At 73.4% G+C, this 23,796-nt stretch carries 17 protein-coding genes and 1 pseudogene; 8 read left to right on the forward strand and 10 right to left on the reverse strand.

Features of this window, described 5'->3' with window-relative positions; all coding sequences use genetic code 11:
• Positions 1–363 precede the first annotated feature (363 nt).
• Both J2X68_RS22530 and J2X68_RS22535 read left to right on the forward strand, forming a co-directional pair.
• Positions 364–2,073: a PucR family transcriptional regulator ligand-binding domain-containing protein gene (locus J2X68_RS22530; RefSeq protein ID WP_310434340.1), complete on the forward strand. Its 1,710-nt coding sequence runs from the start codon at positions 364–366 to the stop codon at positions 2,071–2,073.
• A 171-nt stretch (positions 2,074–2,244) separates the two neighbouring features.
• On the forward strand, positions 2,245–3,030 hold the full coding sequence (locus J2X68_RS22535; RefSeq protein WP_310434341.1) for a hypothetical protein: 786 nt from the start codon (positions 2,245–2,247) through the stop codon (positions 3,028–3,030).
• A 176-nt stretch (positions 3,031–3,206) separates the two neighbouring features.
• Here the strand turns inward: J2X68_RS22535 and J2X68_RS22540 are convergent, their stop codons facing one another.
• Complete coding sequence (locus tag J2X68_RS22540; protein WP_310434342.1) at positions 3,207–4,031, reverse strand: GntR family transcriptional regulator; 825 nt, start codon at positions 4,029–4,031, stop codon at positions 3,207–3,209.
• A gap of 156 nt (positions 4,032–4,187) precedes the next feature.
• Here J2X68_RS22540 and J2X68_RS22545 point away from each other — a divergent pair, with 156 nt between their 5' ends.
• Both J2X68_RS22545 and J2X68_RS22550 read left to right on the forward strand, forming a co-directional pair.
• A complete protein-coding gene (locus J2X68_RS22545; RefSeq protein WP_310434343.1) occupies positions 4,188–5,036 on the forward strand; it encodes a (2Fe-2S)-binding protein in 849 nt (282 codons plus the stop codon).
• Between the two features lie 314 nt (positions 5,037–5,350).
• Entirely contained in the window at positions 5,351–6,418 is a 1,068-nt protein-coding gene (locus J2X68_RS22550; RefSeq protein ID WP_310434344.1) for a DUF2637 domain-containing protein, read from the forward strand.
• Positions 6,419–6,601: 183 nt separating this feature from the next.
• Here the strand turns inward: J2X68_RS22550 and J2X68_RS22555 are convergent, their stop codons facing one another.
• From J2X68_RS22555 to J2X68_RS22565, 3 genes are all read right to left on the reverse strand, one after another.
• On the reverse strand, positions 6,602–7,090 hold the full coding sequence (locus J2X68_RS22555; protein ID WP_310434345.1) for an ATP-binding protein: 489 nt from the start codon (positions 7,088–7,090) through the stop codon (positions 6,602–6,604).
• A gap of 1,046 nt (positions 7,091–8,136) precedes the next feature.
• Positions 8,137–8,652 (reverse strand): hypothetical protein, encoded by a 516-nt coding sequence (locus tag J2X68_RS22560; RefSeq protein WP_310434346.1) that lies wholly within the window; start codon positions 8,650–8,652, stop codon positions 8,137–8,139.
• Positions 8,653–8,792: 140 nt separating this feature from the next.
• Positions 8,793–9,425, reverse strand: coding sequence for a hypothetical protein (locus tag J2X68_RS22565; RefSeq protein ID WP_310434347.1), 633 nt, complete (start codon positions 9,423–9,425; stop codon positions 8,793–8,795).
• A 282-nt stretch (positions 9,426–9,707) separates the two neighbouring features.
• On the opposite strand from J2X68_RS22565, the pseudogene J2X68_RS40300 reads away from it, so the two are divergent.
• A pseudogene (locus J2X68_RS40300) lies at positions 9,708–9,893 on the forward strand (helix-turn-helix domain-containing protein); the annotation flags it as partial.
• Between the two features lie 465 nt (positions 9,894–10,358).
• Positions 10,359–11,240 (forward strand): hypothetical protein, encoded by an 882-nt coding sequence (locus tag J2X68_RS40305; RefSeq protein ID WP_399040591.1) that lies wholly within the window; start codon positions 10,359–10,361, stop codon positions 11,238–11,240.
• Between the two features lie 24 nt (positions 11,241–11,264).
• Here the strand turns inward: J2X68_RS40305 and J2X68_RS22575 are convergent, their stop codons facing one another.
• The gene (locus tag J2X68_RS22575; protein ID WP_310434349.1) at positions 11,265–13,007 is read right to left on the reverse strand and encodes a pyruvate dehydrogenase; all 1,743 of its coding nucleotides are present in this window, start codon (positions 13,005–13,007) and stop codon (positions 11,265–11,267) included.
• Between the two features lie 62 nt (positions 13,008–13,069).
• Positions 13,070–14,509, reverse strand: a complete 1,440-nt coding sequence (locus J2X68_RS40310; RefSeq protein ID WP_399040560.1) for a PP2C family serine/threonine-protein phosphatase — start codon at positions 14,507–14,509, stop codon at positions 13,070–13,072.
• Positions 14,510–15,987: 1,478 nt separating this feature from the next.
• Between J2X68_RS40310 and J2X68_RS22585 the strand changes: the two genes are divergently transcribed.
• Positions 15,988–16,971 (forward strand): helix-turn-helix domain-containing protein, encoded by a 984-nt coding sequence (locus J2X68_RS22585; RefSeq protein ID WP_310434351.1) that lies wholly within the window; start codon positions 15,988–15,990, stop codon positions 16,969–16,971.
• A 71-nt stretch (positions 16,972–17,042) separates the two neighbouring features.
• Positions 17,043–17,525 carry a DUF456 domain-containing protein gene (locus J2X68_RS22590; RefSeq protein ID WP_310434352.1) on the forward strand — a complete coding sequence of 161 codons (483 nt, stop codon included), beginning with the start codon at positions 17,043–17,045 and terminating at the stop codon, positions 17,523–17,525.
• A gap of 226 nt (positions 17,526–17,751) precedes the next feature.
• Here the strand turns inward: J2X68_RS22590 and J2X68_RS22595 are convergent, their stop codons facing one another.
• The 4 genes from J2X68_RS22595 to J2X68_RS22610 form a co-directional block, all read right to left on the reverse strand.
• Positions 17,752–18,264, reverse strand: a complete 513-nt coding sequence (locus J2X68_RS22595) for a methylated-DNA--[protein]-cysteine S-methyltransferase (RefSeq protein WP_310434353.1) — start codon at positions 18,262–18,264, stop codon at positions 17,752–17,754.
• Positions 18,261–19,802, reverse strand: a complete 1,542-nt coding sequence (locus J2X68_RS22600; RefSeq protein WP_310434354.1) for an AlkA N-terminal domain-containing protein — start codon at positions 19,800–19,802, stop codon at positions 18,261–18,263. Before J2X68_RS22600 ends, J2X68_RS22595 begins: the two co-directional genes overlap by 4 nt.
• A gap of 432 nt (positions 19,803–20,234) precedes the next feature.
• A complete protein-coding gene (gene rsgA, locus J2X68_RS22605) occupies positions 20,235–21,380 on the reverse strand; it encodes a ribosome small subunit-dependent GTPase A (RefSeq protein WP_310434355.1) in 1,146 nt (381 codons plus the stop codon).
• Between the two features lie 786 nt (positions 21,381–22,166).
• A complete protein-coding gene (locus J2X68_RS22610; protein ID WP_310434356.1) occupies positions 22,167–23,666 on the reverse strand; it encodes a cellulose-binding domain-containing protein in 1,500 nt (499 codons plus the stop codon).
• Positions 23,667–23,796 lie beyond the last annotated feature (130 nt).

Consider the following 23,796-nt stretch of genomic DNA (forward strand, 5'->3'; position numbering starts at 1 on the left):
GTGAGTCGTATCGAGCCAGAATCGGGTGCGGCGGGCCCGGCTCGTTCATGTGGTGTTCACGCGGAGTGAGGTCAGTACACAGCGCCTTGCTCCGACCGGGTCAGTCACGGAAACCATGAAGGAGTTGGCTGGTCGACCCGGGCATCTTGTAGATTCGTATGAACGGAGATCCTCGGTAACCTCCTCGTTTTCCTGTGGAAACGTAGGAAACGACCTGGCCGCCGAAGAATGCGGTACGCGGCTGTCCGCCGCGCCGGCCGGGCTCTCCGGGGCGGGACCGACGGCGGACCGACGACGGGTCCGCTCCCACCACGGCCTTCACGATTCATCGTAGTTTTCGAGACAAAGAACGGCGGCGACGAGATGCGGCTGCGCGCACTGCTGGACACCGACGCGCTGGGCCTCAGGCTCCTCGGCGGCCAGGACGAGCTGGACCGCACGGTACGGGGCGTCATGACCACCGACCTGCGGGACCCCAGCCGCTACCTCTCCGGGGGCGAGCTGGTGCTGACGGGCCTGGCGTGGCGCCGGGACGCGGCGGACTCCGAACCGTTCGTGCGGCTCCTGGTGCAGGCCGGGGTGGCCGCGCTCGCGGCCGGCGAGGCGGAGCTGGGAGCGGTTCCCGAGGACCTCGCCGTGGCCTGCGCCCGGCACCGCCTCCCGCTGTTCGCGGTGCACGAGTCGGTGGCCTTCGCGACGATCACCGAGCACGTCGTACGGCAGGTGTCCGGCGAGCGCGCCGGGGACCTCGCCGCCGTGGTGGACCGGCACCGCAGGATGATGACCTCGGGCCCGGCGGGCGGCGGCCCGGACGTCGTCCTCGATCTGCTCGGCTCCGACCTGGACCTGCGGGCCTGGGTCCTGTCCCCCACCGGACGGCTCATCGCGGGCCCGAAGGCGACGGGTCCGGCCCTGCCGGCCGAGGCGTGCGCGAAGCTGGCGGCGGAACACCTGGCGGCCGTCCGCACCGGGCGGCGCGGACCGCACCGGGTGATCATCGGCCAGACGACCTACTCGCTGTTCCCGATCCGCGGCGGCGGCCGCGTCCCGCCGGCGCCACAGGCCCCGCGGACCTCGCCGGCCGCCCAGCCGGCGCGCGACGTGCGCGAGAGCGTCCTGTCGGACTGGCTGCTGGCCGTCGAGGCGGACGCCGGGGACTGGGCGGACGAGCGCCTCGACCTGCTGCAGGGCGTCACCCAGCTGATCGCCGTCGAGCGGGACCGCCGGGACGCCGCGCGCACGGTGCGCAGGCGGCTCGCGCAGGAGGTGCTGGAGCTGGTCCAGACGGGCGCCGCCCCGGCCGAGATCGCGGCCCGTCTGCGGGTGGCCGCGCCGGTGCTGCTCCCGGGTCTGGGGGCCGCCCCGCACTGGCAGGTGGTCGTCGCCCGCGTCGAGTGGGACGACGGCGCGCTGGAGGCCGGCCCGCTGACCCAGTCGCTCCTGGAGGAGATCCTGGTCGACCCGCTCGCCACCGGCCCCGAGCCCTCCGACCGCATCGCCGTGGCCCACACCGGCGACGAGGCGATCGCCCTGGTCCCGCTGCCGGCGGTGTCGAGCGAGCACGACGGATCCGAGACCGGCGTCCTCGCCGACGCGCTGCTGGCCGCCGTCCGCGAGCCGTTGTCGTCCGGCCTCGACGGCGACGGGCGGCTCACGCTGGGCGTCAGCGCGGCCGTGCACTCGGCGGAGGGCCTGCGCGGGGCGCTGGAGGAGGCACGGCACGCCCGGCGGGTGGCCGCCGCCCGCCCCGGCCGGGTCTGCGCGGCGGGCCACCAGGAACTGGCCTCCCACGTGCTGCTGCTCCCGTTCGTCCCGGACGACGTGCGCAAGGCCTTCACGGCCCGTCTGCTGGACCCGCTGCGCGACTACGACCAGCGCCACCGCGCCGAGCTGATCCCGACGCTGGAGGCGTTCCTCGACTGCGACGGTTCCTGGACCCGGTGCGCGGCTCGTCTGCACCTGCACGTCAACACGCTGCGCTACCGGGTCGGACGGATCGAGCAGTTGACGGGCCGTGACCTCTCGCGGCTGGAGGACAAGCTTGATTTCTTCCTCGCACTGCGGATGAGCTGACCTCGAGCCGACACCGGCCGCCACCTCTGGGTCACCACCGGTGGAGACCTGCGGGGCGCGGAGTCCCACGACTTTGTGAAATCCTTCACCCGCCCCCTTGGCCCGGCCCCGCGATTCGTGCTGAGATGCGGCCACCACTCAAAGCTCGACGGCGCGCTCGGGGAGGGCAACGTGGCGTACACCGCCATGTCCGGTACCGGAACGACCTCAGGTGACGATCCTCTCCAGACCGCGGTATGGCGGCTGCGCTCGCGCGCCTGCTGGGCGGACGCGGCGGCTCTGCTCCCGGCCGACAGCGCGGCGGGCGCGGTCCAGCGGGCCGCGCTGCTCGTGGAACGGTGCCTGTACACCGAGCAGGGCTGGCAGGACGCGGAGGACGCGCTGCGCACCGCGGAGGCGCTGGCCCACGACGACGAGGAGCGCGGCGCGGCCGCTTGTGAACGGGGGCACCTTGCCTACGCGGCCACGCTGCACGGCGTGCGCGACCGGGTGGACGAGGCACGCGCGGCCCTCGGCCGGGCGGCGGCGCTGATCCCGCCGGACGCCCCCGGACGGGCGCTGCTGGACTTCCGCCGCGGCCTGCTCGCGGAGAACATCTCGCGCTCCCCGCAGGCCGCGAGGGCCGCGTACCGGCGCGCCCACACGGCCGCCGCGGCCCACTCCGACCCGCTGCTGCTCTCCTTCACCTGGCGCCACCTCGCCGGACTGGCCCTGCGCGACGGCGAGGTGGCGGAGGCCCGGCACGGCTTCGCCGAATCCCTGCGCATCCGGGAGGAGTTGGGCTACCTGGTGGGCACCGCCCCCGCGCTCGCCTCGCTGGCGGACGCGGAGGTCGACCCGGAGGCCTCCCGGCTGCGCGAGGAGGCACGCCGCCTGTTCCGCCTCCTGGGCGGCGTACCGACCTGGCTGGCACGCCAGTTGGCCCCGCCCCCGACCCCCAGCCCGGCCGGAGCGTGAGGGCGGCGGGGGGCGAAGGGCGGGGATCCGGGGCCACTCGACGGCGAGGGAGGACGAGGCGGCTCCGGTCGGGCTGAGCGCCGGGGCCGAGGGCTGTGGCTCCGGTCGGGCTGCAGGCCGAGGACACAGGGCAGAAGAAGACGTCGGTCCAGCAGGCACAGTCAGCAGGCGTCGGTTCAGCCGCGGACGCCCGTGAAGTGCCCTCGCACGAGGGCCTGTGCCCGGTCCGGCTCGCCCGACGTCAGCGCGTCCAGCAGGGCCATGTGTTCGGCCGCGTCGGCCATGAGATCCGCCCGCCCGCGCCGCACCGACCCGCCGGCCGGCGGCCACTGCGAGCGCCGGTGCAGATCCTCGGCGACGCCGGCCAGCTGCTCGTTGCCGGACAGCGCGAGCACCGCCCGGTGGAAGACCCGGTCGGCCTCCCCGTACGCGGCCGGGCAGCCGGAGGCCGCCGCGCGCACGGCCGCCTCACCGAGCGGCCGCAACTCGGCCCAGCGCTCGGCGGGCACCGTACGGGCGAGCCGCAGCATCACGGGGACCTCGATCAGCGCGCGCACCTCGGCCAGTTCGGCCAGCTCGCGCGTCCCCCGCACGATCACCCGGAAGCCCCGGTTGGGGACGACCTCGACGGCGCCCTCCAGCGCGAGCTGCTGCATCGCCTCACGAACCGGCGTCGCGGAGACCCCGAAGCGATCACCGAGGACCGGCGCCGAGTACACCTCGCCCGGCAGCAGGTCCCCGGAGACGAGCGCCGTGCGCAGGGCGTCGAGGATCTGACCCCGCACCGAGGCGCGCTGGATCACCGGTCGGGGGCGCGGGACCGGGCTCTCGCTGTGCGTGTGCTCCCCGCGCGCGGCGCCCGCCGGACCGCATCTGTCCCGGTCCGCGTCCTCGCCGTACCCGGCGGGCCCCCGTGACTGCGCCGGCACCCGGGCGCGGCCCTCGGCGCCCGGCACGGCCGGGGTCCCGGTACCGGTGGAGCCCTGCACACCCTGCTCCACGGGGCCTCCTCCGGCCTTGTCGGTACTTGGGGCCATTACGGCGGGTTGTTACTCGTCCGTCAAGCACCTTAGGCGTACTGGCCGTCAGTTCAAATCCCGACGATATTGAGTAAGGTAAGGCTTACCTTTAATTCCTCTCGGAACGGCGGTCCCGGCATGCCCACAGCCCCGTCGGCCACAGCGCAGGCCTACGCCCGTCTCGCGGAGGTCTTCCCGGCCCTGACCGTCACCGAGCTGGCGCACCGGGAACCGCTCCCCCGGGGTGGCGGCTGGGTCGCCGCGGCCGAGCTCGCGGAGGGCGGGGCGGCACTGGAGGCCTTTCTCGCCTGGGACGACGCGCAGGTCCTCCGCGACTACGGACAGCCCGCGCGCCCGGACGTCGTCGCGAGCTTCGGCCTGCACCGCTACTCCTGGCCCGCCTGTCTGCTGATCACCGTCCCCTGGTTCCTGCACCGCCGGGTCCCCCGCCTCCCCGTGACGCACGTCTCGTACGACCGCACCGGCGACGGCATGCGGATGGCCGTCCGGCCGCCCACCTCCTTCGCCTGCCTGCCGGGTGATCCGGCGGCGCTGCTGCCGGGCGCCCGGGTCGTCCCGGACGAGGAGGCGCTGCGGGCGGAGGTCCGGGCCGCGATAGCCGAGCACCACGAGCCGGTGCTCGCCGGGTTCGGACCACCCGCGCGACGCCGCGGCCGGGCCCTGTGGGGCATGGTGACCGACGAGATCGTCGAGAGCCTCTGGTACGTCGCCGAGCTGCTCGGCGACGGCGAGAAGGACCGGGCCCGACGGGAACTGGAGCTGCTTCTGCCGGGCGCCACCCGCCCCTACGTCGGCTCGGCGTCCTTCCGCGAGCTGACCGGACCGCGGGGCGAGACCCTGCCCACCCGGGACCGGGCGAGCTGCTGCATGTTCTACACCCTGCGCCCCGAGGACACCTGCGCCACCTGCCCGCGCACCTGCGACGCGGACCGCGTCGCCAAGCTGACTGCGGTCGCCGTGAGTTGAGGGGACCTCAGGCGCTCCCGGGGGACGGGGCACCGCCGCACGTCCCGTAAGATCACCCGGACGAGACTCCTCCCAGGGTTACAGGGACTTCACAATTTCCTCACTTGTCCCGGGAACTTTCCGAGGAACCACCCGTACGGGTAGTCTTATTCGAACTCAACTCCCGCCCCTCAAGCGGCAGTTCGAGCAGAACGTCGCCCTGGGCATCCCCTTGCACTTCCTTGGCGGCCTCTTGCCCCGAAACCCCCTGAGGGACGGCGGGATTGCGCCACTATGGCGGGCGTTACGCCCTATCCCAATGCAAGGGACCCCTGATGAGATTGACCGACATATCGCTGAACTGGCTGCTTCCCGGCGCCGTACTGCTCCTGGGCATGCTGGCGGCGGTGGCGGTGCTCGCGCGCGGCAAGCGCTCCTCCGGGGCGAACGCGAACGCGGACGATTCGTGGGAGCGTACCGAGGAGCGCCGCAGGCGGAAGGAAGCCATATACGGCACCGCCTCCTATGTCCTTCTGTTCTGCTGCGCGGCCGTGGCCGCCGCGCTGTCCTTCCACGGTCTGGTCGGCTTCGGCGAGCAGAACCTCGGCCTGAGCGGCGGCTGGGAGTACCTGGTGCCGTTCGGCCTGGACGGCGCGGCGATGTTCTGCTCCGTCCTCGCGGTCCGCGAGGCCAGCCACGGTGACGCGGCGCTCGGATCCCGGATACTCGTGTGGACGTTCGCGGGCGCGGCCGCCTGGTTCAACTGGGTGCACGCGCCCAGGGGCCTGGGCCACGCGGGCGCCCCGCACTTCTTCGCGGGCATGTCGCTCTCGGCGGCCGTGCTCTTCGACCGGGCCCTGAAGCAGACCCGCAGGGCCGCGCTGCGCGAGCAGGGCCTCGTGCCCCGCCCGCTGCCGCAGATCCGCGTCGTGCGCTGGGTACGCGCTCCCCGTGAGACCTACAGGGCCTGGTCCCTGATGCTCCTCGAGAACGTGCGCAGCCTGGACGAGGCCGTGGAAGAGGTCCGCGAGGACAAGGCACGCAAGGAAGAGACGAAGCTGCGTCGCCGCGAGCAGCACCGCGTCGAGCGCGCCCAGTTGAAGGCGATCAGCCGCGGTCACGGCGGCCGCTTCCCCGGTCGCGGTGGCGGCGGTGGTGGCCGTCAGGTGGAGGCCCCGGCCGCCCTGGAGCCGGCCACGGCCGAACGGGTCTCCGCGGAGCCTGCCATAGCGAACTCGGCGGAGCAGCTGCCCGTCCGTTCGCGGCCCTCCCTTCAGCCCGTGCGGCACGGAGCCGACTCCTCGATCACCGTCGACCTCACCGCGGAGGACGACACGATGGCCCTGCCGCGCCTCGACTCCCTGGAGCGCAAGCTCAAGGACCTGGAGCAGCAGTTCGGCTGACGAGCACTCAGATGGAACGGGAAGGGGGCGCGACCTCGGCGGTCGCGCCCCCTTCCCGTTCTCGCGGCCCGTCGCCGGGCAGCCTCCGCCCGACGGCCGGTCACCCGTCGCTCGACGCTCATTGCCCGAAGGCCGGTCAACCGAAAGGCGCGCGCCCGAAGACCGGTCGCCCGTCGGCTTCGCTCACGCGGCTCCGGCGCCCAGTTCGAACCAGACGACCTTGCCACCGCCCTGCGCCCGTACCCCCCACGTGTCCGCGAGGGACTCCACCAGGAGCAGGCCCCGGCCGTGCGTGGCCTCGTCGGCGCTCGGCACCCTGGGCCGGGGGCGGTGGGCCGCGGAGTCCCGCACCTCCACCCGCAGACCGGACGGTGAGACGGTGGCGGTCAGGACCGCGTCCTCGTCGGTGTGCACGAGCGCGTTGGTGACGAGTTCACTGGTGAGCAGTTCGGCCGTCTCCGACCGCCCCGGCCTCCCCCAGCCGCGCAACAGCTCCCTCAGCGCCCGGCGCGTCTCGGGCACCGCCCGCAGGTCCGCCCGTCCGAGTCTGCGCCTGAGCTGCGACGCCCGGTCCTGCTCCACCACGTCCTCGGCCCTGTTCTCCCCCGCCTGTCTCGTCGCCGAGGTGTCCGCGATCGCCGTCGGACCGCTTCCCCGTGCCTGCCTCTCCATGACCCCCGCCCGCGTGTCGATGTGGGTTCCCCTCCTGCTCGAACACGTTCACGGGGATCCTTGCCCGGTCGGCACCGCGCCAGTCATGTCGAATCATCGACGCCCGGGTGTTCGGCCATGTTCGGGCGGGCCGCCAGGACGCTCCCGGGAAAGGAGAGACCGTCCGACAGCCCTGTTCGGGACCGTTCGGGCCGTGGAGGAGAGACGTCACACGGCGCGCCCCCTCGAACGAACCCGTCGGGAGCGGACGCCGGGACGGTGCACGTCTCCCGCCCGGCGTGTGTACCCCGTGCCACGGGCGACGTCGGCGCGGCCCGGCACGGACGAGAGCCGGTACCGGTGGACCGGGCTGCCCCCGTCCGCTCCGGGCCCCGGCACGTCCGGCGCCCGGAGCGGAAAGCCCTGGTCGACGAGCCGGTTCCGGTTGACGGGGCAGGCACCGGGGCGGCGGACGGACCGCCGGGCGGAGGCGATGACCGGCCCCGATGTCCGGGAGCCGGAGCAGCCGCACGACGGCCCCGCTCCCCCTTTCGGGGGGCGTGCACCGGCGCAGCGGCACCCGTCCGTCACTTCCCTCGCGAGCGGGCGTGAGCGGGTGCGAGCAGGCGTGAGCGGGCGTGCCCGCGGTGCGATTCGGCAGGGCGGCCCGGTGGTCCCGGCCGCACCCGAACCGAGGCACCCGAGTGACACGCCGGCCGACGGGAATCGCCCCGTCCACCGACCCACCCCCGCCGACCTGGCCGTATACGGGGATGCGGTGGGACGGCACCCACCGTCCCACCGCATCGCCCACCGCCCCGAACCGCGCCGCCGCGTCGCATCCGCCCCGACACGACCGGCGAGGTTGGCCGAAATCCGCTGGTGCGCAAACGGCCACTTGGGGAAGAGGGTTGGGCGCACCGGCGATCGAACTGCCGACCTCCACCGACCTCCACCGGCTTCCGGCAGCGCCCTGCCGCCTCCGTCGGCGGCCCTCGGCATTCCGATGGCCGCCGACGCCTCTGGTCTGCCCGGGACGAACTGTGACGGCCTGTGACGGCTTCCGCCTAGCGGGCCCCGACTCCCGTCGTGCCGATGTGGAAGATCTTGTGGGTACCGCGGGTCATGTCGACGACGAGCCGCGTGGTCTCACTCCCCCAGGTGAGGGTGACGACGGCCTCCGTGTGGTGCGCCGTGCCGTTGTCGGTGACCTTCCATGCGAGCGGGACGTTCTGCGCCCGGAGGACGCCGTCGGCGTGGTTCTTGTCCTCCCAGGCCGCCAGCTCCTTCCGGAAGGCGGGGGTGAGGTAGTGCTTGCGGAGTTCGTCGGCGAGCTTGCCGCCGCCCTCGTCGGTCACCGCGTCGATGTACGCGCCGTAGAAGTCGGCGATGCGCGTGATGTTGTCGGAGGGCTTGCCGCTCACGCTGCGCGAGCTGCCGGCCGAGGCCTGCGCGGTCACACCGAGGCCGAGGGCCAGCGCCAGGCCGGCGGCCAGCGCCGTACGACGGCGGGCGGTACGGAAACGGGCCGTGCGGTCACCGGTCGCGTCGCTCTTGCCGGCCGTGCTGTTGTTGCTGGTCATGTACGTGTTCCCCGTGTGTCTCGTGGGCGGGGCCGGTCCGGCCCCACTGGTGGTGGCTGTGCGGTCGTACGGGACCGCCGACCCTCCCGACCCCCGTGGCGGGAGGGCGACGGCCCCGGTTCTTCCTCGGTGGTCGTGTGTCAGTGGAGCTTGGCGACGGCCGTCACGGTCGTCTTCTTGAAGGCCTTGACCGGGGCGTCGCCGAAGTCGCCCAGCCGGCCCCAGTCCACGACCGTCACCGTCGTGCCGTCCCGGCCGACGGAGAGGAGGCGGATGTCGGTCGCGCCCCAGGAGGTCTCGGTGTGCAGGCCGTAGACGTGGGCGCCCTCCTCCACGTTCAGCTTCCCGTAGTCCTTGAGCTCGGCCTCGACCTCCGGGTCGGCCCGCTCGATCCGGGCGGCGCAGGACTTGATGTCCCGGTCGATCCGCGCGAACCGGCCCTTCGCCGCGCTGACACTCGACAGCCTGACGCTCACCTGACGGGCGCTCGTGTCCAGGTCGGTCCGGAAGTCCCGGTACCAGGAGTTCCGGCCGCCGCCCAGCGCCATGGCGAGGCAACGGTCCGACTCCACGTCCGGTGACGCCCCGGCGGTGACCCTGCCGGCCGTCCAGGACGAGCTGGGGTGCGGCGGAAGGTCGGCGGCCGAGAGGAAGCCGGGCGGCCGTGGAGTGGCGGCGCCCGCCGGTGCGGCGAGTACGGTGCCGAGGGCGAGGCCCGCGACCGTGAGTGCGGTGAGCCCGGTGAGCGTGCCGGCTCGGGTGCGCTTGGACATGGGTGTCCCCCGTGGGTGAGTGCATGGCTTCGGTCAGTGCACGGCTCTGGCCAGTGCACGGCTGTGGGTCGTCACCACGGCGCCGGTCGGTCGGTCCGGCCCGGTCGGTGCGACACCAAGAGCATCGGCCGTCCGGGCGGTCCGGTGCAACGGCCGGCGCCCGATCGGCCGAGGTGGAACCATCCCAGCCCATCTGACGTGCAGCTAGAGGAGTGCCTGGGATGACCGCCGGGCCGGACGAACACGAGGAGAACGGTGTCGACCGACGACGGTGTGGCCGATGTGGCGGAGTTCGCGGCGCTGCTGACGGAACTGAAGGGGCGCACGCAGCGCAGCTACGGCTCCCTCGCCCGACGGCTGGGCATGAACACCTCGACGCTGCACCGGTACTGCGCGGGGGAAGCGGTTCCGCAGGATTTCGCCCCGGTCGAACGGCTCGCGGAGTTCTGCGGGGCCACGCCGGAGGAACGCCTCGAACTGCACCGGCGGTGGCTGAGAGCGGCGGCGGCCCGCCAGCGGGCCCGGGAAACAGGGGGGAACCGGGCAACGCAGGAAGCGGCCGGGGCTCAGCAGGCCCAGGAAACGCGTGCGCCTTCCGGCCAGCCGGAAGCAACCGGAATCCGAGGAGTAGAGGAAACACCTCAAGCCTGCGAACGGTCGAGAACCGCGGAAACGGCGGCACCGACGGAAACGGCTGCACCAGCGGAAACGGCGGGAATCACCGCCTCACCGGTATCGGCGGTAACGCGAAGGGCACCGGTAACGCGAGAAACCGCGGAAACCGCAGAAACGGTAGAAACCGTAGAAGCAGCGGAAACGGAACGCTGGCCCACCGCAGGCACGCAGGGCCGGAAGCCGCTCGGGGAACCGGTCTCGCCCCGCCGTTGGTACCGCCGTCGGCGCACGACGGTCGCCGTCGGTGTCGTCTGCGCGGTGCTCGCCACCCTGGGGACGCTGTCCGCGCTGCCCGGCGACGGCCGCCCCTCGGACTCCGTCGACGTCGGCGGGTCCGCCCAATCCGCCACGGCCGCACCCCGGACAACAGGCTCGTCCCCCTCCCCGACGCCCGACGCCGGCTCGACCACCATCACCGAGCACGCGACCGCCGCCCCCTCCGCCCGCCCCACGAGAGTCTCGCCCGCCCCGGACGCCTCACCCAACGGCGGCGAGGCCTCGAAACCCGCGTCGGGCGTACCGCTCGCCTGGACCGTCGGCTCTCAGGTCTGGGCGCTCGGTTGCAGTCACGACTACGTCATCGACAAGCCGCCCTCGCAGGTCCCGCCGCCGCCCCCGGAGCAGGACGCCGGTCCGTGGGCGTCCGCCCAGGGAGCGGTGCACGGGCGGGAGACGAACGTGGAGATCTCGGTGCAGGGCCGCAGCTCCACGGCCGTCGTACTGACCGCGCTGCGCGTGCGGGTCGTCGGCCGTGCCGCACCCCTGTCCGGCACCGCCTACGCGATGGACCAGGGCTGCGGCGGCTCCCTCAGCAGGCGTCACTTCGCGGTCGACCTGGACAAGGACCGCCCCGTGGCGCACTCGGTCGCAGGCAACGACGCGGGTACGCCCATCCCGGCGGTGAGCCTGCCCTACCGCGTGTCCAGCTCCGACCCCGAGGTGCTGCTGGTCACGGCACGGACCGAGACCTGCGCCTGCGACTGGTACCTCGAACTGGACTGGTCGTCCCAGGGCCGCACCGGCACGGTCCGTATCGACGATCGCGGCCGCCCGTTCCGCACGAGCGGCATCAAGGGGTTGCCGCGCTACTGGTACGGCTCCGAGAACGGTGAACGTCAGTGGGTCCCGACCGGAGACTGACCTCCCCGACGGGCCGCGACCGCCCTACGGCCGGGGCACGTTGCGCAGGTTGGAGCGTGCCAGCTGAAGCATCCGGCCCACTCCGCCATCGAGAACCATCTTCGAGGCGGAGAGGGCGAAACCGGTCACCATCTCGGCTCTGATCTTCGGCGGGATGGACAGGGCGTTGGGGTCGGTGACGACGTCGACGAGGGCCGGGCCCTTGTGCCGGAAGGCGTCCTTCAGCGCGCCGGCCAGTTGCTTGGGCTTCTCGACGCGCACACCGTGGGCGCCACAGGCGCGGGCGACGGCGGCGAAGTCGGGGTTCTTGTTGGTCGTGCCGTACGAGGGCAGTCCGGCGACCAGCATCTCCAACTCGACCATGCCGAGGGACGAGTTGTTGAACAGCACGACCTTCACCGGCAGGTCGTACTGGACCAGCGTCAGGAAGTCGCCCATCAGCATGGCGAACCCGCCGTCGCCGGACATCGACACGACCTGGCGGCGGCGGTCGGTGAACTGGGCGCCGATCGCCATGGGCAGCGCGTTCGCCATGGAGCCGTGCGAGAAGGAACCGATGACACGGCGACGGCCGTTGGGCGTGAGATAGCGGGCGGCCCACACGTTGCACATGCCGGTGTCGACGGTGAACACGGCGTCCTCGTCGGCGAGTTCGTCGAGAACGGCGGCGACATACTCGGGATGGATGGGAACGTGTTTCTCCACTTTCCGCGTGTACGCCTTCACCACCCCCTCCAGCGCGTCGGCGTGCTTCTTGAGCATCCGGTCGAGGAAACGCCGGTTGCCCTTGGTCCGCACCCGAGGGATGAGACAGCGCAGGGTCTCGCGTACGTCGCCCCAGACGGCGAGGTCCAGTTTCGAACGCCGGCCGAGGTGTTCGGGGCGCACGTCGACCTGGACGATCTTCACGTCGTCGGGGAGGAAGGCGCTGTAGGGGAAATCGGTTCCGAGCAGGATCAGCAGGTCGCACTCGTGGGTGGCCTCGTAGGCGGCGCCGTAGCCGAGGAGACCGCTCATGCCGACGTCGTACGGGTTGTCGTACTGGATGTGTTCCTTGCCGCGCAGCGCATGCCCCACCGGGGACTTGATCTTCCCGGCGAACTCCATGACCTCGGCGTGGGCGCCGGCCGTGCCGCTGCCGCAGAACAGGGTGACCCTGTCGGCCGCGTCGATCATCGCGACGAGGGCGTCGATCTCGGCGTCACCCGGGCGGACGGTGGGCCGGGCGGTGACGAGAGCGGTTTCGACGGCTTTCTCGGGGGCGGGATGGTCGGCGATGTCACCGGGGAGCGACACGACGCTCACGCCACCGCGCCCGACCGCGTTCTGGATGGCGGTGTGCAACAGCCGGGGCATCTGTTTCGGGCTGGAGATCAGCTCGCTGTAGTGGCTGCACTCGCGGAACAACTGGTCGGGGTGCGTCTCCTGAAAGAAGCCGAGACCTATTTCGCTGGACGGGATGTGCGAGGCGAGGGCCAGCACGGGGGCCATGGAGCGGTGGGCGTCGTAGAGGCCGTTGATGAGATGGAGGTTGCCGGGCCCGCAGGACCCCGCGCAGGCCGCGAGTTTCCCGGTGATCTGGGCTTCCGCGCCGGCGGCGAAGGCAGCCGTCTCCTCGTGCCGGACGTGGATCCAGTCTATGGCGGGGTTGCGCCGCACCGCGTCCACCACGGGGTTGAGGCTGTCCCCCACGACACCGTAGAGGCGCCGCACTCCCGCGCGGGCGAGGATGTCCACGAACTGTTCCGCGACGTTCTGCTTGGCCATGGATCGACGCACCCCTTCGCTCTCTGCGGGTCCCTCCCTCCACAGTGGCCGCGGCGGCTCCGTTACGCCTCCCAGACGGCCGCCGCCGTGCGGTCGTCGGCGTAGCCCTTCACCCTCACCTGGGTGTCGGCGAGGAAGCCCGCGAGACCGGGCGGGGTCGGGCCCGACCAGCGTCCCGTCAGGTACGCGGACAGCTCCGGCTCCCCGCGCAGGGGTTCGGCCAGACCGTCGGTGCACATCAGGAGCGTGTCACCCGGGCGGGCTACGGAGGCCCGGAACCGGAAGGGCTCGCGCGGCGGTCCGGGGTCCGGATCGTAGGGGTTCGGCGGCGTGGTGATGCCGAGGTCCATGGTGAGCCGGTCGCCGTCCGGCGTCTCGGCGGGCAGGGAGCCGAACCCGACGACCGGTTCACCCGCCACCTCGCCCACCTGCGGCTCGATGTCCCGCCACACACCGCCGCGCAGCCGGAACAGTCCGCCGGGGCCGACGCCGAAGAAGACGCGCGTCCGGCAGGCGGGGTCGGCGGGCAGGAGCAGACAGCGCAAGGTGGCCGCGTACTCCTCCGGTTCCAGGCCCTGTTCGGCGGCGCTGGCGCGGAGCCGGCCGAGGCTGCGGTCGGTGAGCCGGTGCAGGCCCGATTTCAGATCCCCGCGCCGGGCCGCCCGCATGTCCTGCGCGAGCCGGACATGACTGCGGCCCACCGCGCGCCCGATCCACTGGCACACCTCGGCGGCCGCCCGGTGCGCTCCCGGGGTCGCGCGGGCGCCGGTCGCCATCGCGACCAGGATCAGCGCCTGCTCCCCCGTGCCGAAGCGGGCGGTGAGGAACGAGTCACGGCGCGGCTCTCCCCGGTACCGCGCGGAATCCCCCCGCACCGACGCGGCGCGCAGCGTCCAGACGCCGTACCGGGCGCCGTCCAGGACGCTGTCGGCGACCAGGTCGTCCAGGTCGTCGGGATCGGCGGGCGGAAGCGCGGTGGGTTCGGCGTCGTAGGTGGGCGGCCCGGAACCGACGTAGTCCTTGGAGGTGGTGGGCGGGAGCGCGGGCGGGGAGGGAAGGCCGTGGACGCTGGGGGGATGGTCCGGTGGGGAGGTGTTCGAGGCGGCGGGGGCGCGTCCGGCGTCCGGCTCGCCTCCGGGGGCGGGCGCGGGCGCGAGGTCCGTCCCGTAGAAGGGGGCTGCCGAGCCGTCGACGGAGGTGGTGGGGGCCTGAGGGGGCGGCGGCGCGTGGGCCGGAACGGGAGGCGTCGCGGGCTGCTGGGGCCGCGTGGCGGAAGCGGCCTCCCCCGTGCCCTCGCCGGGTCCGGCCGCGGTCGTCGCCTGTCCGGCGGGACCTGGGGTTCCGGCGGGTGAGGTCGTCGGCGGTGCGGGTGCGACGGGTGCGGCAGGTGGGGTGGACGGCGGTGCGGGTGCGACGGGTGCGGCAGGTGGGGTGGACGGCGGTGCGGGTGCGACGGGTGCGGCAGGTGGGGTGGACGGCGGGGCGGGTGGGGCGGTCGGCACCGGGGGTGCGCAGGCGTCGGGGGGTGTCTCCGCCGCCGCGAGGTCGTCGGCGGGGGACGGGGCGGGACCGTGGGGCGCCCACTCGGCGAACCCCGGGGGCAGGGGGCGGGGCGGGAAGTTCGTGGGACCGGCGGGCGTGGCCGACGGCGGTTCCCAGGGAGCACGGTGCCGCCCCGGCTGCCCGGTGTCCTGGCCCGTCTCCCCGGCGCCCGTGGCGCCATCTGCGCCCCGCGAGGCGACGTCCGGTTCTGGGCCACGCCCGATGCCTTCATGCCCGACATCTGGTCCGGCGTCCGGTGCCGCGTTTCGCCCGGCGTCCCGTCCGGCACCCGGTGCGGTGGCTCGCCGGCCGTCTCGCCCGGCGTCTCGCCCGCTTTCGGGCGCGGCGTCCCACGCGCTGTCGGGCTCGGCGTCCCACAGGCTGTCGGGCTCGGCGTCACTCCAGCCGTTCCGCCCGCCGCCGTCGCGTCCACCACCGGCTCCGGTTCCGGCGCCGACACCAGCACCCGCACCCGCACCCGCACCCGCACCTGCCTGGTCGGGGTCCCGACCCGTGTCCCATGCGTCGTCCCATGGGCCGTCCTGCCCGGTCTCGCGCCCGGTGTCCCGAGACGGGGCGGAGTCGGCGGCGGATCGGCTGCGGGGCGGTGGAACCGTGGTTTCCGGGGACACTGGCGTCTCTGCCGTCGTCGCGGCCGGCGAGGCCCACCAGTCGGCCCGCCCGGCGGGACCGGGCCGCTCCGCGCGGGGCGGCGGCACCGGACCCGCGGCGCCGGGAGCGTCCGCGCCGGGGGCGTGCCCCTCGGTGCCGCCCGCGCCCCCCTGGCGCTGCGGAGGCGGCGTGGACCCGCGACCGCCGGCGCCGTCCGGCGCGCCCGCGCCGCCCGGGCGCACCGTTCCGGCGGCCGAGGCGAAACGGTCGTCCAGGGAGTCTGCGGTGCGCGCGGGCCCCGTGTCCTCGGTGGCGTCGTCGTACAACTGCCCCCACCAGTCGTCCTCGTGACCGGTGGGCCTTCCCCCCTGCTGGCTCATGCCCCCGATTGTCCACTGCGGGGGCCGGATGAAAACGGGGCATCCGGAAAATGCGCCACCGCACGTGTGTCGAACAGTTGGTCGAGTGATGTCTGGACGGCAGTGCGGGGCGAGAGGCGGCAAAGGCCGCCGGGCGGTTCCACCCCCCACGGGAGAACCGCCCGGCGACATGGGTGACCCAGGCTCATTTCCCCTGTGCGCCCCTGCGCATCATGAGTCCGGATCACGTTTTCGAAAGGTTTCCGTGCCGCGGCGTGGTGGCCGGCCGGCACGAGTCGACACGGCGTTCGGATCTCCGCTGTGGATGATCAGTGGATGATCACGTGTTTCCGCCGTGGCCACACCTTGGCAGAGTGACCGGCGGTACGGCGATGATGTGCGGCGGCGGGTTTACGCCGTGGCCGTTTCCCGCCACTCACGGGACGTCAGAAGGAGGGCAGCAGCCGATGCTGGGAGCGATAGGGCTGGACGGGACGCACGAGTCGGCGTACCGGGCGCTCGTGTCCGTGGGCGCCGCCGACGTGCCCGACCTGGCGCGTCGGCTGGCCCTCGGCGAGCACGACACCGAACGCGCGCTGCGCCGGCTGGAACGGCAGGGTCTCGCCGCGCAGTCCTCGGGTCGCCCCGGCCGCTGGGTCGCCGCGCCTCCGGGTGTCGCCCTGGGCGCGCTGCTCACCCAGCAGCGGCACGAGCTGGAGAAGGCGGAACTGGCGGCGGCGCTGCTCGCCGAGGAGTACCGGGCGGCCGCGGCCGAACCGGCCGTGCACGACCTCGTCGAGGTGGTGACGGGCGCCGCCGCCGTCACGCAGCGCTTCCTGCAGATCCAGCTCGGGGCGAGCGAGGAGGTGTGCGCGCTGGTCACCGGCACCCCGGTGGCCGTCACCGGCGGAGAGAACGACGCCGAGGAGCAGGCGACGGCCCGCGGGGTGCGCTACCGCGTCGTACTGGAGCGGGCGGTCCTCGACCAACCGGACGGCATGGCGGAGCTGACCGCCGCACTGGGCCGGGACGAACAGGTGCGGGTGGCGGACCAGGTGCCGACGAAGCTGGTCGTCGCCGACCGCTCGCTCGCCCTGGTGCCGCTGACCGGCCGCTCGGCGGAGCCGGCCGCGCTCGTGGTGCACGCCAGCGGGTTGCTGGAGCTGCTGTCCGGCCTGTTCGAGTCGGTGTGGCGGGAGGCGCTGCCGCTGCGTATCGGCTCGGCCGGTGTCGTCGAGCAGACCCAGGACGGTCCCGACGTCACCGACCTGGAGATCCTCTCCCTGCTGCTGGCCGGCATGACCGACGCGAGCGCGGCCAAGCAGCTCGACCTCGGGCTGCGGACCGTGCAGCGCCGCGTGAAGGGGCTGATGGAACTGACGGGAGTGACGACCCGGCTGCAACTGGGCTGGCACGCCTACGAACGGGGGTGGGTGGCCCGGGAGCACTGACCGTGCCCGCCGGCCGTCCGAGGCCGTACGGCTGACCTGCGGGTTCTTCCCGACTCGGGCACTCTGGGCAGATGGGAGTGGGTCAACTCCTGCTGGTCGGCGTGGTCATTCTGCTCGGCCTGTGCGGAGTGCTGGTGCCCGGCGTGCCGGGCTCGTGGCTGGTGTGGGCCGCGGTCCTGTGGTGGGCGCTGGAGGATCCGCAGCCGGCCTCCTGGGTCGTGCTGGTCGGTGCCACGGTCACGCTGTTCCTGTCGCAGGTGGTGCGCTGGACGCTGCCGCCCCGCCGGCTCCGGGAGAGCGGCGCGACCACCCGGATGGCGGCGTACGCCGGGCTCGGCGCGTTCCTCGGCTTCTTCCTGATCCCCGTGATCGGCGCGATCCCGGGTTTCATGGGCGGCATCTACCTCTCCGAACGTCTCCGGCTGGGCCGTCACGGCGAAGCCCGCGCGGCCCTGCGCACGGCCATGCGCTCGGGCGGCTCCAGCATCCTCGCGGAGCTGTTCGCCTGCCTGTTGGTCATGGGGGCGTGGCTGGGGGCGATTCTGTGGGGGTGATGCCCGGGCGGGGCCGGAGGGGCGGAGGGGCCGGAGGGGCGAACGGGCTGAGGGCCGGAGGGGCGCCTACGGGGGCAGTCGGGGGCGTGGTCAGGGACGCTTCCGGGGGCAGTTTCGGGGGCGTGGCCGGGGGCGGTCCTGGCGGCGGCAGCAGGGACCCGGTGGGAAGGCAGCCCGGAGGACGACGGTTCCGGAGGAGGACCGCCTCGACGACTGCAGCCCTCGGTCAGACGGACGCCCGGGACGGCTCCTGGAGCGAGCCCTCCAGCGCGAGCAGCCGCACCTTGCGCTCCAGGCCGCCCGCGTACCCCGTCAGCGAGCCGTCGGCGCCGATCACCCGGTGGCAGGGGCGCACGATCAGCAGCGGATTCGCCCCGATCGCCCCTCCGACGGCCCGTACGGCCATGCGCGAGGCGCCGACGCGCGCGGCGATCTCGCCGTAGGTCGTGGTCGCCCCGTAGGGCACGGAGTCGAGGGCGGCCCACACGCGCTCGCGGAAGTCGGTGCCGTGGCTGCGCAGCGGCAGCCGGAACTCCTTCAGCTCGCCGGCGAAGTAGGCGGCGAGCTGCTCCGCTGCGGAGCGGAAGGGGCCGGGGTCGTTCCGCCACCCGTCCTGGACGGTCCGCCCGCCCTTCTGTCCGGGCACGGAGAGGGAGGTCAGTGTCGCGTCGTGGCGGGCGGTGAGCAGCAGCGGCCCGAGCGGGCTCTCGACGCTGGTCCAGTACGTCAGGTCGGTCATCGTTCCTCCGCGGCGCGCAGGTGGTGCAGGGCGTAGGTGCGCCAGGGGCGCCAGGTGTCGGGGACGTCCACGCCGGGCGGCACGACGTCGGGATCGCCGAGGGCCCGCGCACGGATCTCCGCGATCGTACGGGCGTCCAGACCGGGCACCGCGCGCAGTGCCTCCTCGGCGTCGTCCCGGTCGACACCCGGGTCCAGCCGTACGGTGCCGTCGGCGAGGGCGGCGGCGAGGGCGCCCAGCGGGCCGTCGGACACGGAGGCGGACAGGGACTCGGACTCCGGGACTGACTCCGAGGACGAGTCCGACCGGACCTCCTGCCGGGCCCTGGACCCGGCCCCGGGCTCTGATGCGGCCCCGGACCCGGACCGGGAACCGGACCCGAGCCCTGAACCGGACTCGGTCCCTGATGCGGACTGCGCCAGGACGGCAGGTTCGGGGAAGAGATGGGTGAGGGTTCCGCAGGGCGCGTCGAGGGTCTTGCCGTAGGCGCGCACGAGCCGTTCGGCCGCCGCCCGTCCCACGACCGCCCGAACGGCGTACTCCTCCGGATCGGCGGCTCCCGGCGCACGCAACCCCGGTCGGGCGGCGACAAGCGGGGCGAGCCGTGGATCGGCGCCGAGCCGCTCGTCGACGGCGTAGGGGTCGGAGTCGAGGTCGAACAGCCTCCGCAGCCGCTGGACGGCGGTGGTGAGGTCACGCAGGTCGGTCAGGTGCAGCCGGGTCTCGAGCCAGCCGCCCGGGTGGACGGCCGAGGCCCGGCCCGGTTCGCCCGCCCGCTCGTCCACGGCGACGATCCCGGTGCCGTACGGCAGCCGCAGCGTCCGGCGATAGGTACGCCCGCCGGGCGGCCCGTTCACCTCCTCCACCCCGGCCACGGCCTCCCGCTGCAGCAGGTCGAACAGGGCGCCCGCGTGGTACGGGCCCCGGTGGGCGAGCCGCAGCGGGATGCCGGCGGACGGGGTGGCGGTGCGGCGGGCCTCTCGTACGGCGGCCCGCAGCGCGGTCGGGGTCGTCGCGTACACGGTCCGGACGGTGTCGTTGAACTGGCGCACGCTGGCGAACCCGGACGCGAAGGCGATCTCCGTGACCGGCAGGCCCGTCGTCTGGAGCAGGACCCGCGCGGTGTGCGCTCGCTGCGCCCGGGCGAGGGCGACCGGGCCCGCGCCGAGCTCGGCGGTGAGCTGCCGCTGTACCTGGCGGGCGCTGTAGCCGAGCCGGACGGCGAGGCCGGTGACGCCTTCCCGGTCGACGACGCCGTCGCCGATCAGCCGCATGGCCCGCCCGACGACGTCGGCACGCGCGTTCCAGTCGGCCGATCCCGGCACGGCGTCCGGACGGCACCGTCGGCAGGCCCGGAATCCCGAGCCCTGCGCGGCGGCGGCCGTCGCGAAGAAACGCACGTTGTGGCGTTTCGGCGTCACGGCGGGGCAACTGGGCCGGCAGTAGATGCCGGTGGTCTCGACGGCGAAGAAGAATTCGCCGTCGAACCGTGCGTCCCTGCTGCGGACCGCCTCGTAACGCGTGTCCTGGTCCGTCATGCACTCCAGTCTTCGCGCCCGGGAGACGCCGTGCTAGCGGAAATCGGACGTGACACTGAACCGGAAACGGGTTCCCGCAACGCAGACGGGTACCTGCAGCGCAGATGGGCAACTGCAGCGGAAACCGGTTCCCGCAACGGAAACGGGTTGCTGTGCCCGTTGCCGTCACAGACACGGGATTCCTGACCGGAAACAGGTTGCCGCAACAGCACGCGTTCGCCGGGACGGAAACACGTGGTCACAACAGCCACAGGCTTGCCGCAACAGGAGCAGGCTCCCCAGAAGCAAAACAAATTGCCGCAACGAGCATGCGCCGGCCAGGAGCAGTAAGCGCTACCAAGATCGGCAAGCGAGGCCGGACGCGACCCACGCGGCCGACCACATTCCGCCGTGCTGACCGCAACAGTCGAGTGGTACCGCCACGGTCGAGTGTTACCGCGGAGGAGCGGGCCGCCACGGGCCACGCCCGCGCTTCGCCTCGCCCGCGGCCCGGCCGGCGGCCTGCTTGCGCTTCCAGTCCTGGCGGACGTCGGCACGCATGCGGGCGTCGGACTTGGCCACGATCCACTGGTTCTCCCGTACGAGCTTGTGATAGCTCTCGAGCCGGCGCGTCGGCAACTCGCCGTCCTCGACGGCCGCCCGGACCGCGCACCCCGGCTCGGACTCGTGCGCGCAGTCGTGGAAACGGCAGTCCCGGGCGAACTCCTCGATCTCCGAGAAGACCTGTCCGACCCCGGTACCCGCGTCCCAGAGGCCCACGCCGCGCAGCCCGGGCGTGTCGATGAGGACTCCCCCGCCGGGCAGCAACAGCAGGTTGCGGGTGGTCGTGGTGTGCCGCCCCTTGCCGTCCATGTCCCGGGTGGCCTGGACGCCCATCACGTCCTCGCCGACGAGCGCGTTCGCGAGCGTCGACTTGCCCGCGCCGGACGCCCCCAGCAGCACGGAGGTGCCCCGCCCCACGAGGGTGGCGAGCTCCTCGACGCCCTCGCCGTCGCGCGCGCAGACGGTGAGCACGGGCACGCCGGGCGCGCTCGCCTCGACGTCCTCGACGAGATACGACAGCGCGACCGGGTCGGGCACCAGGTCGGCCTTGGTGAGCACGACGACGGGCTGGGCGCCGGACTCCCAGGCCAGCGCGAGGAAACGCTCGACGCGGCCGAGGTCGAGTTCGACGGCCAGGGACATCGCGATGACCGCGTGGTCGACGTTGGCGGCGAGGATCTGCCCCTCGGACCGCTTGGAGGAGGTGGAACGAACGAAGGCCGTACGACGCGTCAGAAGCGTCTGCACGTACCGCGGATCGGCGTCCTCGGGGTCGACGGCGACCCAGTCGCCCGTGCAGACGACCTTCAGCGGGTCACGGGGAACGACGAACTCGGTGTCGGCGCGCACGATGCCCGCCGCCGTGGCGACATCGCACAGCCCACGGTCGACCCGCACGACGCGGCCGGGCAGCAGGCCCCGTTCGGCGTGGGGGGCGAACTCGGCTTCCCGGTCGGCGTCCCAGCCGTACGCGGCGAGAGACCGTGGCGAAGCCGAAGCCGAAGCCGAAGAGGAGGAGGTGGAGGAGGAATGCAAGGGAAACCCTTCACAGGGGCGGCCCCGGCAACGCTCGCATACGCGAGGCGGAAGAGGTGGTCAGCCGGAGACCGCGGAGGTGGAGTGAACGAACGTCTGGTCGCTGCGAACAGCACCCTTCTCGGCGACAGTCATCGGTCACACCTCCTGTTCCTCGTGGTCTTCACACGACTGACGGCGCGGCCCTCGGCCCCGCCGCTCGAAGCTCCCCCAGGATAGGCGCGCAGTACACCGGTTGCCACCCAATTCCCGCCCCAGTCGCCGACGTCGCCGAAGCACCGCGCCGTTACCTGCACCGCTACCGAAACGGCAGACGGAGGTGGGTGGACGAGCGTGGGGGACGGAGGTGGGTGGACGAGCATGGGTGGACGAGCGGGCGTGGACGGGCCTGAAGCGGACGGGCACCGGGCGGAGGTCCGCCTCGCCCCCGACGGCACCGGGTCGCCGTCCGTCCGGACCTGGACTTGGCCCTGGGTCTGGTGGGCCTGGGTCTGGTGGACCTGGGTCTGGACCTGGGTCTGGACCTGGGTCTGGACCTGGGTCTGGACCGGGACAGCGTCGCGGGAATGTCGACGTAACCGGTTGCGACGGCCCCGCTGGTGCTGCACCTCCGGCGCCGGGCGGGACCTCCGCATCCCTCACATCGCCCGCATCTCCCACCGCGCCCACCATGCGCACCACGCCCACGGCAAGCCGGCCGGAAAGCGGAGAGAGGAGCGGGGAAACCCCGCTCCTCTCTCCGCCTCGCGCCCGGCCCGCGTCGGCGGCCTGTTCAGCCGCCGTGCGTCAAGAGCTGGTGCACGTCTGTCCGTTGAGGGTGAACGCGTACGGCGCGCTGTTCTTGTTCTGCCAGGAGGCGAGGAAGCCGAAGGTCAGCGTGCCGTTCGCCGAGACGGACCTGTTGTAGTCGGCTGCGGTCGCGGTGACCCGTGAGCCGTCCTGGGCGACGCTCGCGTCCCACATCTGGTCGACCTTCTGGCCGTCGCGGAAGGACCAGGCCACGCTCCAGCCGTCGAGCGTCACAGCGGTGGTGACGGTGACGGTGGCCTGGAAGCCGTCGGGCCACTGGTTGACGAGGTCGTAGGTGACCTCGCAGGCCGCCGGGTCCTCGCTCCCTCCGGCCCCGGCGGTGGCCGAGGAGGTGCCCTGGGGCTCGGGATCGGGCTTCCCGGAGTCGTCGCCGTCCGTCGCCGAGGGCGTGCCGCTCGCGGACGCCGGCGGGCGGGACGAGGACGGCGCGGCCGAGGTGGCGGGATCCGCGGAGGGCAGGACGGAGCCGGGGCCCGCGACCGGGGTGCTGTCCGCGGGGTTGTTCTGGGCGACCGTCTCGCCGCCGCTGCCGCCGCCGGAGTCGCCGGGCATCATCGACACGGCGAGTGCCACCACGGAGACCAGGGCGGCGGCTGCGAGCATGCCGCCCCGCAGCAGGCGTGCCCTGCTCGCGGCGGCCCGGGCCGCCGCGCCCTCGGTGTCCGGCGCGTCCGGGCGTCCGGGCCCGAGGCGCACCTCGGCGGCCCGGCGGCGGCGCTCCAGGTAGGCGAGGCCGCCCCAGCCGATGACGCCCTGGGCGAGGGCCGCGGGCAGGCCGCCGCCGTGCAGCCGCAGACAGGCGGCGGCCTCCGCGCACTCCACGCAGGTGGCGAGATGGCGGGAGAGGTCGGGGGGCGTGTCGGCGGCGGGCGAGCGGGTGACGGCGTCGAGGAGCCGGACGTAGCTGCGGCACTCCGCGTCCATCGGCGTGTCGAGGTGGTTGCGGTGGCAGCGGTCGCGGAACAGGCCGCGGACCTGGTTCAGCTCCTCCACCGCGGCGGTCGGGTCGAGGCCCTGCCTGCGGACGACGGCGTGCAGCGGCAGCGCCTCCACCTCGGCCAGCCACAGCAGGGCGGCGTCCGGTTCCTGCATGTCACGCAGTCCGCGCAGGGCGATGGGACGGCTCAGGGGCGGTCCGACGTACCGTGCGGCCTTGTCGGAGTTCAGCCACAGGCGCAGATCGGGGTCGAGTTTGTGGCCCTGTCCCCGGGCCTCCCAGGCGGCGGCCGTGGTGCGTACGGCGGTCAGCAGCAGCGGGATCCGGGGCAGCCGGGACGAGCGACGGCCGGCACCTCGTGCGGTGCCGTCCTCGGCGGCGCGGGCCTCGCGTATGCCGAGCGCGAAGGCCTCACGGGCCAGCTGGTTCGCCGCGGTCGAGCCGGACGTACACAGATCGGCGTACGACAGGACGGCGTCCCAGCACTCGGAGAACAGCGCGGCCTCGGCGGCGTCCTTCGGGGTCGGCAGGTCGGGCATGAGTCTCCTGCATCCACAAGCGAGGTCAACTCACCATGACGGCAATGGAGTTGGGGGGAACCTCGCGGCAGGGGCAGAGCTTTTCACGTTTCCAACACAACTGACAAGCGCCCTGTTCAGATGTCATGTC

The organism is Streptomyces sp. 3330, assembly GCF_031456635.1.
In the GTDB taxonomy this organism is placed as follows: domain Bacteria; phylum Actinomycetota; class Actinomycetes; order Streptomycetales; family Streptomycetaceae; genus Streptomyces.